Below are 14,229 nucleotides of genomic sequence, written 5' to 3'. Positions count from 1 at the left end.
GGATGCCGCTGCTGGTGGAAATGGGGTGGGGCGGCCTGGTGCAGGCGCCCACCACCATCACGTGGACGGACATCACCACCCGGGTCGACGAGGTCCAGGGCGTCAGCATCACTCGCGGTGCGTCCGACGAACTGAGCGAAACGCAGGTCGGGACAGCGACCCTGTTCCTGGACAACCAGGACGGGGCGCTCACCCCCGGCAACGCCTCCTCGGCGTACTACCCCTACGTTCGGAAGCTGGCACCGATCCGCGTCTCGGCCGCGGTCATGCCGACCCTGTCCGGGTCGGCGCCCTACCCGATGGCCATGCTGGGGGACACCTTCGACGACGGCCGCGTGAACTCCACGCTGTGGACGACGAACACCGGCAGCGCCGGGCAGGAGACCGCCGAGGGCCGGCTGCGGATCACGATCGCCCCCGGAGTCGACACCAACTTCACCAGCGTCCGGCAGTGGACGCTCGCCGCCAGCAAGGTCACGGCCAAGCTCACGACCGTGCCCGCCGCGAACGGCTCGTCGAACTGCGCCGCCTCGATGTGGGTTCTGTCCACCACGTCCGGCACCCGGATCGGCTGGCGGTACGACGCCCTCACCGGAGTCCTCGCCGCGATGTCCCAGGTCGGGTTCTCGGACGGCACCCCGACGAACCTGACGTACTCGGCGATCGACCACGCATGGCTGCGGGTACGGGAGTCGGCCGGCACCGTGTACTGGGAGACCAGCGGGGACGGGTTCATCTGGACGACCCGCCGGACCCTGGCCACCCCGGCCTGGGTCACCTCGCAGCAGCACGCCCTCGACTTCCCCACCACCCGCACCGGCGGCACGTCCGGCTACATCGAGTGGGACCTGATCGGCGCCGAGATCCGGCCCCGCTTCTGGGGCGTGGTCAACGAGTGGCCGGTGCGGTGGAAGGGCCTCGGCTCGAAGGTGGTCATCACCTGCTCGGACATGCTCAAGCGCCTCAGCTCCGCGCCCGCGCTGCGGTCGGTGTACGCCGAGGAGATCCTTCACCAGGACACCGCCGGGATTCCCGGCACGCTGTCGGCGTACTACCCGCTGTCCGAGCCGGCCGACTCCACGGCGGCGGGCGACATCTCCGGCGGCAGCTGCGGGGCGCTCGCCCTCACCCAGGTCAGCAGCGGCGGCACGCTGGAGTTCGGCGGCGAGGGCCTGCCCGAGACGGGCGAGGGCGCGCCGACGTTCACCCCGGCGTCCTCGTCTGCGGGCAAGTATCTGGTGGCGGATCTGGGCTCCGTGTTCGAGGCGGCGTCCGGCGCGAATCAGATGATCTTTGAGTGCTGGATCAAGACGAGCACAGTGAGCCGGGCGATCCTCGGCTTCTACTCCGCGGGCCTGGACAACCAGGTGGTCCTCACGGTGAACAGCAGCGGCAACCTGGCCATGGAGTACACCGACACCGGCTCCGCCCTCACGGTGTTCAACTCCACTGCCGCTGTGGCTGACGGCGCCTGGCATCACGTCATGCTCGACATGATCGGTGTCAGCGGCAACAAGTCGCTGCGGGTCGACGGCGCTCTCGCGGCGATCACGCTGGCCAACCCCCCGGCCATGAGCGGCATCCGGTTCCTGAACGTCGGCGGCTTTCGGGGGAGCCGTCTCTTCAGCGGGCAGATCGCCCACGTCGCCGTCACCCACGCCGGCACCTCGGACATCACGACCATGGAGGCGCTGCGCTACGAGGCCGGGACCACGGCGTTCGCGGGCGAGGACGCCGACGTGCGCGTGGAACGGCTGGCCCGGTACGGCGGCGTGAACTCCGTGACGGTGTGGGGCAGCACGTTCGATCCGATCGCCTCCCAGGGAGCGGCCGGGTCCAACGCGCTGGTGAGGATGCGGGAGGTGGAGGCGACCGAGGCGGCGAAGCTGTTCGCCGAGCGCGACTGGTACGGGCTGGCTCTGCAGTCGCGGGACATCCGCTACAACCCGAGCCCGGCCTCCGAGGTGTTCACGATCTCGTACGCGGACCTCGACACCGACGAGGTCGAGGCATCCGACGATGATCAGAAGATGGTCAACATCGTCGAGGCCAGCAGGCCGGGCGGGGCGACGCAACGGGTGACGGCCCCGGCCTCCGTGCTCGTCTACGGGGAGAAGCCGCAGCAGCTGAACGTTCTGAAGACCAGCGACCTGAGCGTCCTGGACGCGGCTGCGTGGCTGGTGTCCCGGTACGCGGACCCGCCGACGGAGTTGCGGGAGGTACCGGTCGAGGCGTTCACGATGTCCACCTACCTGGACATCCTCGACGCGGACATCGGCTCCTATTTCTCCGTCACCGACCTGCCCGCGCAGGCGCCGGCCTCGTCGATGCGGGTGACCGTCGAGGGCTACACCGAGGTCATCAAGGACACCAGCCACAAGATCCAGTTCCACACCAGCAAGAGCGCGACCGACAGCGTGTGGGTGCTGGACGACGCCGTGTACTCCGTCCTCGGGTCGACGACCCGCCTCGCCTACTAGGAGGTCATGTGATTGCCGTGGTCCGGGCGGAGACGTTCTACCTGCCGTCCCACCCTCAGCGCCCGGACGCCTGGGCGCTGGTGGCTCCGGCCGAGCGGGTGTTCCGCTGGTACGAGGAACGCGTCCAGCGCCGGGTCCGCCCGCCCGACGGGTTCGTGATCGGGCAGAAGGCGTACGCGCGGATCAACCACAACAGGTGGTTGGCCGACTGCCCGTGCGGCTCCGCGCAGGTCGTCACCCCGGCCGACCCCCGGATGGCGTGCACCGAGTGCGGCTACGGCTGGCTCGCCCTCGTCTTCCCCCACGACGTGGCCGCCGTCGAGGCGCTGGTCGCCGACGAGTTGCCGCACCTGCGGAACTGGTGGCACCCCGACGACCCCGTCTCGTGGGGGATCCCGCCGTCCGACGCCGTCGACCCGCTCGCCGAGGAGGTCAGCCCGTGACATTCGCACCACGGACCTGGGTGGTGGGCGAGGTCGTGACCGCGGCCCTGCTCAACCAGGAGATCCGCGACCAGTTCAACACCTTCTTCGGCGCATGGACCGACTACTCCGGCACGTTCGTCTGGGGGGCCGAGTCCGGCACAGCGCCCGCGATCGGCAACGGCACGATCGTCGCCCGCTACATGAAGATCGGTCGCACGGTCGACTATCTGCAGCGCCTCACCATGGGCAGCACCACGACCTACGGCAACGGCGGCTCGGCCGCCAACTACTACTTCTCCCTGCCCGCCGCACCTGCTGCCACCTGGTCCGGGCACCGCGGGCAGTGGGTCGTATGGCGGGACGAGTCCGCCTCCCTGAACCAGCAGGGAACAGGGCAGTGCTCCACAGCGAACCACGCCAACGGATCACTGCGGCAGCTGGCCACACCGGGCACCGCCGCCGCGCCGTTCTGGGACTCGGTCGCCCCGTTCGCGTCGCTCGCGGCCGACGACGTGATGTGGCATCAGGGCCGCTACGAAGCCGCAGCCTAGAAGGGACCCCATGGAATACCCCTACGTCGAGGTGCAGGCCCGCAACACCGACGGCTCCCGCGCCACCGTCACCTTCCAGTTCGCGGGCGGTGACCTGCCCGTCTCCGAGGCCGACATCGTCACCGCCGTGAGTGAGCGCCTGGCGGCGGTGCCCGGCGTCACCGGCGTCACGGCCACCCGCCACCACGTCGAGCAGACCCCCCTCTGACCACACCGCACCACCCGCCGCCCCGCGCCACCAGGCCGGGGCCTTCGTCATTCCTGGAGGTCTGTGTGCCTGGCGTCCGCGTCGTCTCTCTCAAGGTCGACGTCCCGCAAGTCGTACCCGCCGACGGCCAGTACCACCTGCTGCGGTTCCCGTACGACACCGAGTCGTACGACCCGTGGAACATGCACAACCCGCTGCAGCCCGACGCCTACCGGGTCCCGGCCAGCAGTTGGCAGACCCAGCCCCGCTCCGGTCTGGTGTGGCCAGGCTGGCCAGCCGGTATCCCCGGCTGGGGCACCGTGCACGGCCTCGTCTACTGGGAGGCCGGCGGCTACACCGAGGTCCGCTCCCGCATCGTCCGCGACCCGCTCGACGTGGCAGGCGGCTACGACTCCACGTGCACCGAGGACCACGTCGCCACCCCCGGCGGGCAGTACCGCGCCAAGGGCTGGGGCCTCTTCGTCGACCCGCAGGTACCGCTCGGGCTGATGGTTCGCCACAACGCGTCCAGCCCGCAGACGGTCACCCTCGCCGAGTTCAAGCTCGTCATCCACCCCGTCGAGGAGCCTCCCGCATAGCTCCCCGATGGCCACCCCACCTCTCAGCCCCGCGCCGTCTGGCCGGGGCTTTTCGCATGCCCAGGAGGCACCCATGCCCGTCCGCGCTAAGTTCCGCTGCACCTTCGAGACCCACAAGAAGTGGGGGCCTCAGGAGGATCAGGTCACCCGCAACTACGAGTTCATGGCCATGTACGACGCGGAGACCCCGGAGGACCAGCGGTACGCCAAGACCACTCCGACCGGAAGCCTCACCATCCAGGTCGACAACCCGGCCGTGAGCTTCGAGCCGGGCCAGGCGTACTACCTGGACTTCACCCCGGCCGAGGCCTCCTGATGGCGCCGCCTCTGGCGCCAGCCACGTTCCTGGCCGCGCTGAAGAACGAGGGCCTGACGGTCGTCGAGGTCGGCGACTGGCGTGACCACAACCGCAACCGCATCGGCCCGTGGGGGCCCGTTCACGGCGTGATGATCCACCACACCGTGACCTCCGGCAGCGCCAAGACCGTGCGGATCTGCCGGGACGGTTACGAGGGTCTGCCCGGGCCGCTGTGCCACGGCGTCATCACGAAGGACGGCCGGGTGCATCTCGTCGGCTACGGCCGCGCCAACCACGCCGGCCTCGGAGACGACGACGTGCTGCGCGCGGTCATCGCGGAGAAGGCGCTGCCGACGGCGAACGAGAACAACACCGACGGCAACCGGCACTACTACGGCTTCGAGTGCGAGAACCTCGGCGACGGCCGGGACCCGTGGCCCCCGGAGCAGGTCGAGGCGATCGTCCGTACCGGGGCGGCGCTGTGCCGGGAGCACGGGTGGACGGTGCGCAGTGTGATCCGGCATCTGGAGTGGCAGGTCGGGAAGGTTGACCCGCGCGGTCTGGACTGGGTGGACGTCGAGGCGCGGATCTCGGAGCGGCTGAAGCACAAGGCGTCCTGGTCGCCGGGTACGGCGCGGTCGTACACGGTGGTCTCCGGGGACACGCTGTGGGGGATCGCGGCGCACGAGCTGGGCAAGGGCGGGCGGTGGCAGGAGATCGCCGACCTCAACCCGGACGTCGACCCGGACGAGCTGCAGCCCGGCCAGGTGCTGAAGCTCCCCGCGAAGTGAGGCTGTTGGTACGGCTGGTGTGTCCGGGCTGCTGCTGCCTGCGCTTCGGGCCCGGACACCTGTACCGCGTGATGGCCGGCATCTGCCGTCTGTAGACGGCCCGGCCCGACCTTAACTTTCCGCGCGATTTTATTACGCGCCCTATGACACCCCAGGTCAGAGGCGTTCTCTGGCCTGCCCTGACGAGAGGAACAGCATGACGAACAGAGCCTTCTGGAAGGCCACCCTCGAGCGGATGGTCCGCACGTTTGCCCAAGCCGTCCTCGCGCTCCTGGGCGGCGACGGCCTCGGCCTGATCGACGTCGATTGGGGCCAGGCGTTCTCGATCGGCGGGCTGGCGGCTGTGGCCGCGCTGCTCACCGCGATCGTCGCGAGCGGCGGTACCACCACCGGGCCCGGGCTGACGGAGACCGTCGTCGCCAGCAGCCGGCGCCCCCTTCCGTAAGGAGTCTCTTTGGACGTCACCACCATCGGCAGCCTGCTCGTTGGCGTTGCCGCGGTCGTCGGTGGCCTGGTGACGTACCTGGGGAAGAAGGGCGAGAACGCCCTCACCGGCTACAGCTCGCTGACCGACAACCTGCAGGAAGAGCGGGACCGGCTCGACAAGAAGGTCACCGAGCAGGCCGCCACGATCAACACGCAGACCACGACGATCAGCACGATGGCCGCCAGCGCGGCCGAGCAGTCCGCGCTGCGTGCCGCCGACCAGGCCGAGATCGCCCGGCTCCGCGCCCTCGTCGTCCAACTGGGAGGCCAACCGTGACCCGCACCGAGCAGGCTCTTGCGCGGAGGTGGCGGCCGCTTGCCCTGCTGTGCTGGCTGATCGCTCTGTCCGGGGCGGTCGTCATCATCTGGGGGCGGATGGACGCCCAGGCGAGCCGCGCCACCGAGGCCGCCGCCGAGGCCGACCTCCGGGGTCAGGCGGTGTCCACGCTGGCGTCCGATGTCCGGGCGTTGCGTACGCAGGTGAAGGCCGGCGGAGAGACGCCGGTGGCCCCGGACCCGTCCGAAGCGGTCAACGATCTGCCCGCGCGCGCCCGGGTGCCGGTGCCGATACCGGGTCCCCAAGGGGTTCCGGGGCAGCGGGGGGAGGCGGGGCTGCCGGGTGAGCCTGGTGCGCCGGGGGCCTCGGGGTCGCCGGGGCAGAACGGCCGCGACGGCGCGGACGGTGAGGCGGGGTCGCCGGGTGAGTCCGGTGCCGAGGGGCCGGCCGGTCCTGCAGGGCCGCCGGGCGTCCAGGGCGAGCCCGGGCCAGCGGGTGTCCAGGGTGAGAAGGGTGAGCGGGGGGAGCCGGGCGAGCGTGGTCCGGCTGGTCCTGACTGCCCGGATGGGTACAGCCTGCAGGCGCCGGCCTGGGACGAGGACGCACTCGTGTGCCGCCGTGACGGTGCACCGGACGGCGGGGGTGATCCCCAGCCGGAGTCGCCACTCGCGGTGGCGCTCGAGCCCCGACGACGATTCGCGTGAACAACCAATGGCCCCGCTCTCCCTACGGGAGGGCGGGGCCGACCGTGTTTGTAGGAAGGTTTACCTGAACTGGCCGGGCGTCGTCTTGCGGCCCACTAGCAGCGCTGTACGCTGCCAGTACAACGGACAAAAACCAGGGCATGTTAGGAGCACACCTGATGTGAACTGGGACTTTGTGGGCGCCGGAGGGGTCAATGGGACGGACATACAGAGGCACGCATCCATGGATCACGTTTCAGCTCAACCTGAAGGACCTGGACCACGTCAGCTGGATGCTGCTGGGCGAGGCCATCTCCAAGTGCGAGCACATCTCAGGCGTGCCGCTGCAGCCGGCCGTGGCCCGCAAGCTGAACCTCGTGTACCTGACGAAAGGCGTACACGCGACCACGCAGATCGAGGGCAACACCCTGTCCGAGGAGGAGGTCCACAAGCGAATCGAGCATGAGCTGGTGCTGCCCCCTTCTCAGCAGTACCTGGGGCAGGAGGTCGACAACATCGTCGAGGGCTACAACCTCATCATCAAGGATGTCGTCGAGGGGCGGCCGCTCACGCTGACGCCTGAGCGCATCAAACAGTTCAACGCGATCGTCCTGAAAGACCTGCCTCCTGAGGAGGGGGTTGTCCCGGGCGAAGTGCGCACGGACAGTGTCCTCGTGGGCTCCATCTACCGTGGCGCACCATGGGACGAGTGTGACGACCTGCTGGACCAGCTGTGTGGGTGGCTGAACGGCCTGTCCGAGATCGAGGATCCACTGCGTAAGCCGGTCGCTCTGATCTCGGCGATCCTGGCTCATCTCTACCTGGCCTGGATCCACCCCTTCGGCAATGGCAATGGGCGGACGGCGCGGCTCATGGAGTTCCAGCTGCTGTTGGCAGCAGGGGCACCGACTGTGGCCGCGCACGTGCTGTCCGACCACTACAACCGCACGCGGACCGAGTACTACCGGCAGCTGGCGATGACCAGCCGCAAGCCGTACGACATCACTGGCTTCATCCGGTATGGCCTGCAGGGCTTCGTTGACGGCCTGCGTGAGCAGATCGAGGCCATCCGGGGGCAGCAGATGATGGTCACCTGGCAGAACTTCGTGCACGCACAGTTCGATGGGTCCGAGACGCTGGCGTGCATGCGCCAGCGCCGCCTGGTCCTGGACCTGCCATGGGGCGTCATGACGCCAACCGCCGAGATCCCGGAGCTCACCCCGCGTCTGGCACGCGACTACGCGGGCAAGGGATCACGCACGGTGCCCCGAGATGTCAACGCGCTGGCGAACCGCAGGTTGGTCACCAAGAGCAGGAACGGCAGGGCGGTCATGCCCTACACCGACCAGCTCCGGGCCTTCCTGCCGGTACGCGTAGACGACTGACCGTACGCCCGCGGCCCTCGCTCTCCTTCGGGAGGGCGAGGGCCGTTTCGTCATGTCCGGGGACAGCGTTGTGGTTTGTGATCGTGTAGCTGATCCGAGGAGACGCTGATGTCGTACCGCCCGTACCCGAATGCCGACCGCGCGCTGAAGCAGATCTACCGCCGCTGCGAGGACGATGTGGAGCTGCTGGAACGTGCGCGTCAGGCTTTCCAGGTCGGGGAGCGTGAGTACGTCCTGTCGACGCGGCGCCCTGAGGCGGTCTGTGGGCCTTCGTGACCGGAGGCCTGGCGTGGGTCAGGCTGCTGGTGCGGTGTGCCGGACGGTCTTCTTGAGGCCCATCTCGACGGTGTAGCGGTCGAGGCCGGTCTCGGTGGCGAAGGCGGTGATGGCGCTCTGGACGGCACCGGCGGTGGTGAGGGTGAGGCGGCCGGCCTGGATCTCTTGCCAGGCTGTCGTCTCGAGGTTGATCAGGTCGCTCGGGTATTCGATGTCGCTCACGGGAGGGGATCCTAAGCGGCGGCGTTGGATTTTCGACTGAGGGGCTGGCTGTCGGCCGGTCGGTCAGGCGGCTTCGGCGTAGGTGGGGTGGGGGCGTCGTTCGGCTGCGTCGGCGAGGGCCCAGGCGGTGACGAGCTGCTCGTACTCGGCGCGTTCGTGGGGCCGGAGGTAGCCGCCGGCCCCGAGCATCAGGGTGCGGATCCGGTTGTTGAGGTCTGCCGCGGACCGCACGGAACCACGGCACGGGAGGTCGGTGGGCATACGGCCAGCGTACGAGTCCGGACCGACAGCGGTCACGCTGGAACATTCATCCGCTCACGCTGAGGAGGCCGCTGCCCGTCGTACCCCAGCCAGTGCCCGCTCCCACGGGAACCCCTTGGGGTCCCCTTGCTTGGGAGGGTGCGGCGTGTATCCTTCCGGGCCGTCGAGGACGAGAACGCCTTGCTCTCTCAGCGCAGCGATCGACCGCGCTACCGCCGGCTGCGCGCCCTGGGCCTGGTTGAAGTACGGCACCGCCGCTACCGGTACGCCCATGTGCACGGCCTCCGACGGGATACCGATCGCCACAGTGTCCGCGATCCCCGCGCCCCACTTGTTCAGCGTTGTACACGACATCGGCGCAACCAGTATCGCGGACGCCTTCGGCAACGCGTCCGACTCCCACGGCAGCTTGTACCGCGACCGCACCGGGTGCCCTGTCAGCGCGACCAGCTCCTCCATGCGCGGCTCCCACCAGCTGGCTGCCGACGGGGTGAGGATGAGGCACACGTCCCAGCCGTCGGCCTGGGCGGCGCGGACACCTTCGTCGACGTACTGGGTGGGTCCGGCGGCACAGGCGATGAGGTAGAGCACTCGGGTCATGCGCGCAGTCCACAGCGCTCGGCCAGCACGCGCAACTCCCCGCTAGGGGTGGGCGTAACGCCGACGACGTCCTTCACCAACTTGACCGTGTCCGGCCTGCCCCGGACGTCTTCCGGCGCGAGGCGGTCGGCCTCCAGCAGCTCTGCCGCAGCTTCTTCTTTACGGCGTGTCAAGAGCGAAGCGCGTGCCATGGCGATGTGGTGTCCGGCCTGCCGCTCGCGGCTCAGCCCGTCGAGGTCCTCCGGTTCCAGGTCGTCGGCGGCCTCGAGCGCGGACCAGCCGTCCTCGAAACGGACCAGCATGTCTACTCGGTGCAGGCCCACGTTGGTCGGCCCGAACATCGTGTAGTCCTCGTCCAGGTCGCCGCCTTGCCTGTCGGCGACGTCGTCGGCCTCGTCCACGTATGCGGTGGCGGCGCGGACCCGGGCGGTGGTCCGCTCCTGAGAGGACGCGGCGTGGGCGGCGGACAGGTACAGCATGCCGAGCGTGGACAGGCCGAGCGGCCCGCGGTCCGTGAGCCCGGCCTCCAGGCGGCGGGCTGAGGTGGTCGCGAACTCTACGGCTGCTTCGGGCCGCTGCTGGTGGACCAGGCTCTTCGTGACTCGTCGCGCTGCGGCCCCTATCTGGACGGGATCCCCAGACCGTTCGGCTGCGGCCAGGGCGCGGTCGGCGGCCAGCGCCGCCTGAATCGCCGTGGTGGATCCGTACTTATGCAGGTACGACGTGACCAGCTGGTAGACGCGAGACAGAGTTCCCTGCGCGTCGGACTGGGTCCCCGCGGGCGCGGCGTGTACGGCCCGGGCGGCGCCGGAGATCAGGGCCGGCAGTTCGCGGGCGAGGGTGGCGTAGTGGCACGCCTGGAACGCCTCGCAGCAGTAGACAAGCCGTCGGCGCAGGGCAGTGGGGGTGGGCACGGGGTCGTCGCCAACGGCGGCGTACAGGGCATCGATGACGGCGAGGGCCTCGGCGGGCGGGCCGCTGCCCGGCCGTGGAGGGGGTGGACTGTCGGACAAGAGCTGCTCCAAGGGGACACGCAGTACGTCGGCCGCGCGGATCAGGACCGACAGTCGTGGGTCCTGCTGGCGATGACCGCCTTCGAGATCCTGGACCCACCGCTTGGACTGGCCCATGAGGCGGCCGAAGTCGGCCTGGGTGTAGCCGCGCCCGTCGCGCCAATAGGCGATTCGGCGGCCGATGTTGGAAGTGTCCACTGGGCGCCCCCGGTACAAGCCACGCACTTTGCGTGCCCCACTCCTTTGTACCGCGCTCTACGGTCCCGGTGTGGGACAGATCACCGGATTCGCGGAAGGGCCAGAGCCATGGACAGAGCCACGCTCGACGGTTACATCACGGGCTGGCTGACCCGAGCCCTCCCGCCCGACAAACGCAGGCAGGCTGAGAGCGAATGGGCAGAGCGCGGCGTGGCCCTCCTCCCCCTCGGCGTCCGGTTCAGCGTCGTACGTCTCCCCGAACGCCTCGTCCACGCCGCCCTCGGCACCAGCGACCCGGCGATGGTGGCGGCCGAGCTGCCGGACCGGCTGGGAGGCGCGGTCATCCACGACACGTACTCGCACGGCCACCCGTACTACCCACTGATCCAGTGGCATGCCGGAATCGTCTGGGACGGGGGCGACGACGCTCCCTGCCTCGGCGAGGGCACCTACATGGGCGTCCCTCACATACGGCGGGTCACGCCGCCGGGAACGTACTGGCTGGCGCCTCCGCGGCATGAGGGCGACCTGTGCCGCCCTGAGTTGGTGCAGCGGCTGGAACGGCAGGCGCGGGCCGCGGTGGCGGCGGACGACTCGGTGGGGGTGCAGCCGTGAGTAAGCAGACCTCGTCCCGCCCGGCCCGTGAGCCGTACAAGGCGGGCCCGAACGGTCACGGCTACTGCTGGGAGACGCATCCCACGAGCGGCGTGCACTGCAACCATCCGATCGGCCACAAGAAGGACGGGGTGCCGCACCAGTACCCGTACGTCCGGCCGCCGATCCGCTGGTCCTGAGACCCCCTCGCGCCGGCGCCCGGAAACGCCTGGCGTGTGGGTGGCTGCCTCGCGCTGGAGGCGGCCTGGGTGAGTCCGCCGCTACGTCCCCCGAGGCGGCGGCGGACTCACCGCACCAGATCGGCCAGTTGTACGCCGATGGCGCGTGCGATTCCGTTCAGGGTGTCCAGGGATGGGTTCGCGCGGCCGGCTTCGATGTCTTGGTAGTAGCTGCGGTTCAGAGGAACCGCCAGGTACACCGCGTCCTGGGTGAGGTTGTGATGCAGCCGGGCCTGTTGGATGCACCTGCCTACGCGCTCGCGTTGCTGGAGGAGCCACGGGTCGTCGGGCAGATTGCTGAGCACTCGACACACGCTCTGAGCTGCGTGATCATATGTCAGCCTGGTGACAACAGGCTTTTTCCGATCTTGATCAGCATGGACGGCGACCCAGGGGGCATACGGGATCAGGGGCGCGAGCTGCACGTGACACGAGCAGCGACCTTGCGGCTTCATGGCCGTGCCGCAGGGCGACGCAGGGTGCCATCACTAGAACATTCGTTCACGCGAACGAGTGAATGACTGAGCTATGGAAAGCGCGTTAGACATGGAGCCACCCCCGATCTCGGATCGGGGCGCACACCCCCCTCGAAGTCTGCCGGGCTGGTTGGTTGGCCCCCTCACAGTCCCGGCAAGAGCGGCCTCACCCAGTGAGGCCGCTTCTTCGTTGCTACGCTCTCGCCGGCGAGTACTTCTCACGCACCTCTCGCGATTCCGGGTGTGAGCTGGGTGTGGACCGCCGACACCCAGGGGTCATTCTGGGGTGTCGGAGAAGTATCCGAGAAGTCCAGAGGCCCACGCGTTTCCTTGAACCAACAGCCCCTGACCTGCGATTAACCCCGGTTACGACGCAGGTCACAGGGGGTGGCGAGCGAGAACCCCCTTCCCGGCCCTCTCTATTCGGGACGAAGAGGTCGTGGGTTCAAATCCCGCCACCCCGACAGCTAAGTATCAGGTCAGAGGGCCCTTACCGGATCGGTGAGGGCCCTCTGGCGTTGCCGAGAGGTGTGGAGAGACGAGTCGTCGGCGCGGTTCGAAGCGCTTGGTGAGAACCGGGGTCAGCAGTCACCTCAGGTTGGGTTGCCTGGCTGGCGGATGCGGCTGGTTGTGGGGTGCGTCGGCGTGCCCCTCTGGGCGGTGACGGGTCCGCTCGGCGCGGTCTGGAGGGCGGTTGGCCCGGTCTCGGGGACGGGGCGGGGTTCTGCGGATGGTCGTGATCAAGGTCACGCCTTGCAACGCTGGAACCGTCCCGGGCGTATGGACGTGCAGACAAGGGGAAGCGCGTGGGTGCCGTGCCCCATCGGGACAGGCCCGCAGGGGCCGACGAGCGGATACGAGTACGGATTTCATGGATTCGATCCACGACGACGTAGCGGAGTTCGCGTTGCTCCTGACGCGTCTGAAGGAGCGCACCGACCGCAGTTACGCGGCGCTGGCCCGACCCCTGGGCATGCACGCCTCCACCTTGCACCGCTACTGCGCCGGAGAGGCGGTTCCGCAGGACTTCGCCGGCATCGAGCGGTTCGCCGCGCTCTGCGGTGCCTCCCCCGCGGAACGCATGGAGCTGTACCGCCTGTGGATCCTGGCCGCCGCCCCGCGGCAACGGTCACGCTCGACCTCTGCCCGGCAGGCACCAGCGCCCCACGCCACCACGAGCGCGGCGGCCTCGGTCCCGCCTGTGAGCGATGTCGCCGCATCGGCCGTTCCTGCGAGCGGCAGCGGGTCGGTCGTGGAGGCTCCCGAGCCGATCTCGCCGGCCGGCCGGCGCCCCGGGTCGGCCTCACTGCCCCCGCCTCGGCTCCAAGGCGGGCGCCCTGGACGGCGAGCCTGGCGATCGATGACGCTGGCGGCCTCGCTCCTCTCCGCCCTCCTCGGTCTCACCACCTCCGCCGACGGGCCCCCCTCCGCCTCGGCCACGCACCAGGGCAACCGCGAGCCGAACCGCGCGAGCGCCGGCGCGGCCCCGCACGTGGCCCCTCTGACCTGGACGGCCGACTCACACACGCGCGGACTCAACGGGTGCGGCGAGGACTATGTCCTCGCCAAGCCTCCGCAACAGGTCCCGCCGCCCCCGCACCCGGAGGACATCGCGGCGTGGGCCACCTCCCAGCGGGCGGTGCACGGTGGCCCCACGACCGTGCGGATCACGGTGCAGGGACGCGGCTCCGCCGCCGTCGTACTGGAAGCCCTGTACGTGCGTGTGGTCAGCCGCGCCGCCCCCGCCGCCGGCCAGGGCAGCCTCTACTCCTTGAGCGAGGGCTGCGGCGCCGCCCTCATCCCCCGCTTCTTCGACGTGGACCTCGACGCACAGCGGCCCCAGGCCCGTTCGATGCCCGGCGACGACGGGGCGGGAAAGGCGATCCCCGCGATCGACTTCCCCTACCGGGTGTCCTTGCAGGAGCCCGAAGTCCTGGTGGTCTCCGCGCTGAACGAGTCCTGCGACTGCGACTGGTACCTCAACCTCGCCTGGTCCTCACAGGGCCGTACCGGCACGGTACGCATCGACGACGACGGCCGGCCCTTCCGCACCACCGGTACCAAGGGGCTGCCGGGCTACCGGTACGACCGCGTCTCCCACCCACCCGGTCGCTGGGTCCCGATCCCCGCCGCCAACCTGGCGGCGGAGAGCGGTGGCTGACGCCTCGACGAACCCTCGCTGAGCGGA

20 protein-coding genes are annotated in these 14,229 nt (G+C 69.6%); 15 read left to right on the top strand and 5 right to left on the bottom strand.

All coding sequences use genetic code 11. The annotated features are described in order from the left end of the window. Positions 1-2: 2 nt before the first annotated feature. The 12 genes from H4687_RS25245 (at position 3) to H4687_RS25190 (ending at position 8,438) form a co-directional block, all read left to right on the top strand. On the top strand, positions 3-2,480 hold the full coding sequence (locus tag H4687_RS25245; RefSeq protein ID WP_046914928.1) for a LamG-like jellyroll fold domain-containing protein: 2,478 nt from the start codon (positions 3-5) through the stop codon (positions 2,478-2,480). An 8-nt stretch (positions 2,481-2,488) separates the two neighbouring features. Beyond that, positions 2,489-2,923 (top strand): hypothetical protein, encoded by a 435-nt coding sequence (locus H4687_RS25240; RefSeq protein WP_159026138.1) that lies wholly within the window; start codon positions 2,489-2,491, stop codon positions 2,921-2,923. Continuing rightward, positions 2,920-3,456, top strand: a complete 537-nt coding sequence (locus tag H4687_RS25235) for a hypothetical protein (protein WP_046914930.1) — start codon at positions 2,920-2,922, stop codon at positions 3,454-3,456. Before H4687_RS25240 ends, H4687_RS25235 begins: the two co-directional genes overlap by 4 nt. Positions 3,457-3,466: 10 nt before the next feature. After that, the gene (locus H4687_RS25230) at positions 3,467-3,664 is read left to right on the top strand and encodes a hypothetical protein (RefSeq protein ID WP_046914931.1); all 198 of its coding nucleotides are present in this window, start codon (positions 3,467-3,469) and stop codon (positions 3,662-3,664) included. 65 nt (positions 3,665-3,729) lie between these two features. Next, a complete protein-coding gene (locus H4687_RS25225; RefSeq protein WP_046914932.1) occupies positions 3,730-4,242 on the top strand; it encodes a hypothetical protein in 513 nt (170 codons plus the stop codon). Positions 4,243-4,315: 73 nt separating this feature from the next. Further along, entirely contained in the window at positions 4,316-4,558 is a 243-nt protein-coding gene (locus H4687_RS25220) for a hypothetical protein (protein WP_046914933.1), read from the top strand. Further along, a complete protein-coding gene (locus H4687_RS25215; protein ID WP_192781716.1) occupies positions 4,558-5,331 on the top strand; it encodes a peptidoglycan recognition protein family protein in 774 nt (257 codons plus the stop codon). The genes H4687_RS25220 and H4687_RS25215 overlap by 1 nt, the downstream gene beginning before the upstream one ends. 196 nt (positions 5,332-5,527) lie before the next feature. After that, positions 5,528-5,776: a holin gene (locus H4687_RS25210; RefSeq protein WP_046914934.1), complete on the top strand. Its 249-nt coding sequence runs from the start codon at positions 5,528-5,530 to the stop codon at positions 5,774-5,776. Between the two features lie 9 nt (positions 5,777-5,785). Beyond that, positions 5,786-6,094, top strand: a complete 309-nt coding sequence (locus H4687_RS25205) for a hypothetical protein (protein ID WP_046914935.1) — start codon at positions 5,786-5,788, stop codon at positions 6,092-6,094. Beyond that, the gene (locus H4687_RS25200; RefSeq protein WP_050399496.1) at positions 6,091-6,798 is read left to right on the top strand and encodes a collagen-like protein; all 708 of its coding nucleotides are present in this window, start codon (positions 6,091-6,093) and stop codon (positions 6,796-6,798) included. Before H4687_RS25205 ends, H4687_RS25200 begins: the two co-directional genes overlap by 4 nt. Before the next feature lie 194 nt (positions 6,799-6,992). Further along, positions 6,993-8,162 (top strand): Fic family protein, encoded by a 1,170-nt coding sequence (locus tag H4687_RS25195; protein WP_046913661.1) that lies wholly within the window; start codon positions 6,993-6,995, stop codon positions 8,160-8,162. Positions 8,163-8,270: 108 nt separating this feature from the next. After that, a complete protein-coding gene (locus tag H4687_RS25190) occupies positions 8,271-8,438 on the top strand; it encodes a hypothetical protein (RefSeq protein ID WP_159026081.1) in 168 nt (55 codons plus the stop codon). 18 nt (positions 8,439-8,456) lie between these two features. Here the strand turns inward: H4687_RS25190 and H4687_RS25185 are convergent, their stop codons facing one another. The 4 genes from H4687_RS25185 to H4687_RS25170 all read right to left on the bottom strand — a co-directional run bounded on the left by H4687_RS25185 (position 8,457) and on the right by H4687_RS25170 (position 10,732). Continuing rightward, positions 8,457-8,660 (bottom strand): hypothetical protein, encoded by a 204-nt coding sequence (locus tag H4687_RS25185; protein WP_046913660.1) that lies wholly within the window; start codon positions 8,658-8,660, stop codon positions 8,457-8,459. 63 nt (positions 8,661-8,723) lie between these two features. After that, on the bottom strand, positions 8,724-8,921 hold the full coding sequence (locus H4687_RS25180) for a hypothetical protein (RefSeq protein WP_046913659.1): 198 nt from the start codon (positions 8,919-8,921) through the stop codon (positions 8,724-8,726). 54 nt (positions 8,922-8,975) lie between these two features. Further along, positions 8,976-9,521 (bottom strand): flavoprotein, encoded by a 546-nt coding sequence (locus H4687_RS25175; RefSeq protein ID WP_046913658.1) that lies wholly within the window; start codon positions 9,519-9,521, stop codon positions 8,976-8,978. Then, a complete protein-coding gene (locus H4687_RS25170) occupies positions 9,518-10,732 on the bottom strand; it encodes a helix-turn-helix domain-containing protein (RefSeq protein WP_046913664.1) in 1,215 nt (404 codons plus the stop codon). Before H4687_RS25170 ends, H4687_RS25175 begins: the two co-directional genes overlap by 4 nt. A 108-nt stretch (positions 10,733-10,840) precedes the next feature. Here H4687_RS25170 and H4687_RS25165 point away from each other — a divergent pair, with 108 nt between their 5' ends. Both H4687_RS25165 and H4687_RS25160 read left to right on the top strand, forming a co-directional pair. Next, positions 10,841-11,347: a hypothetical protein gene (locus tag H4687_RS25165; protein ID WP_050399495.1), complete on the top strand. Its 507-nt coding sequence runs from the start codon at positions 10,841-10,843 to the stop codon at positions 11,345-11,347. Continuing rightward, complete coding sequence (locus H4687_RS25160) at positions 11,344-11,526, top strand: hypothetical protein (protein WP_046913657.1); 183 nt, start codon at positions 11,344-11,346, stop codon at positions 11,524-11,526. The genes H4687_RS25165 and H4687_RS25160 overlap by 4 nt, the downstream gene beginning before the upstream one ends. A 107-nt stretch (positions 11,527-11,633) precedes the next feature. On the opposite strand, the gene H4687_RS48110 is transcribed toward H4687_RS25160, so the two are convergent. After that, positions 11,634-11,870, bottom strand: coding sequence for a helix-turn-helix domain-containing protein (locus tag H4687_RS48110; protein WP_050399494.1), 237 nt, complete (start codon positions 11,868-11,870; stop codon positions 11,634-11,636). Between the two features lie 1,042 nt (positions 11,871-12,912). Between H4687_RS48110 and H4687_RS25150 the strand changes: the two genes are divergently transcribed. Continuing rightward, on the top strand, positions 12,913-14,202 hold the full coding sequence (locus tag H4687_RS25150) for a transcriptional regulator (RefSeq protein WP_046913656.1): 1,290 nt from the start codon (positions 12,913-12,915) through the stop codon (positions 14,200-14,202). Positions 14,203-14,229: the final 27 nt, after the last annotated feature.

The sequence above is a fragment of the Streptomyces stelliscabiei genome (genome assembly GCF_014873495.1).
Classification (GTDB): domain Bacteria; phylum Actinomycetota; class Actinomycetes; order Streptomycetales; family Streptomycetaceae; genus Streptomyces; species Streptomyces bottropensis.
Note: the sequence above shows the minus strand (reverse complement) of the source record. Positions and strands in the feature narration are given on the sequence as shown.

Bases quoted from the DNA above. Each gene is read 5' to 3' on its own strand.
- H4687_RS25245 (WP_046914928.1), top strand. From the start codon at position 3: ATGCCGCTGCTGGTGGAAATGGGGTGGGGCGGCCTGGTGCAGGCGCCC.
- H4687_RS25230 (WP_046914931.1), top strand. From the start codon at position 3,467: ATGGAATACCCCTACGTCGAGGTGCAGGCCCGCAACACCGACGGCTCC.
- H4687_RS25220 (WP_046914933.1), top strand. From the start codon at position 4,316: ATGCCCGTCCGCGCTAAGTTCCGCTGCACCTTCGAGACCCACAAGAAG.
- H4687_RS25215 (WP_192781716.1), top strand. From the start codon at position 4,558: ATGGCGCCGCCTCTGGCGCCAGCCACGTTCCTGGCCGCGCTGAAGAAC.
- H4687_RS25210 (WP_046914934.1), top strand. From the start codon at position 5,528: ATGACGAACAGAGCCTTCTGGAAGGCCACCCTCGAGCGGATGGTCCGC.
- H4687_RS25195 (WP_046913661.1), top strand. From the start codon at position 6,993: ATGGGACGGACATACAGAGGCACGCATCCATGGATCACGTTTCAGCTC.
- H4687_RS25190 (WP_159026081.1), top strand. From the start codon at position 8,271: ATGTCGTACCGCCCGTACCCGAATGCCGACCGCGCGCTGAAGCAGATC.
- H4687_RS25180 (WP_046913659.1), bottom strand. From the start codon at position 8,921: ATGCCCACCGACCTCCCGTGCCGTGGTTCCGTGCGGTCCGCGGCAGAC.
- H4687_RS25175 (WP_046913658.1), bottom strand. From the start codon at position 9,521: ATGACCCGAGTGCTCTACCTCATCGCCTGTGCCGCCGGACCCACCCAG.
- H4687_RS25165 (WP_050399495.1), top strand. From the start codon at position 10,841: ATGGACAGAGCCACGCTCGACGGTTACATCACGGGCTGGCTGACCCGA.
- H4687_RS25150 (WP_046913656.1), top strand. From the start codon at position 12,913: ATGGATTCGATCCACGACGACGTAGCGGAGTTCGCGTTGCTCCTGACG.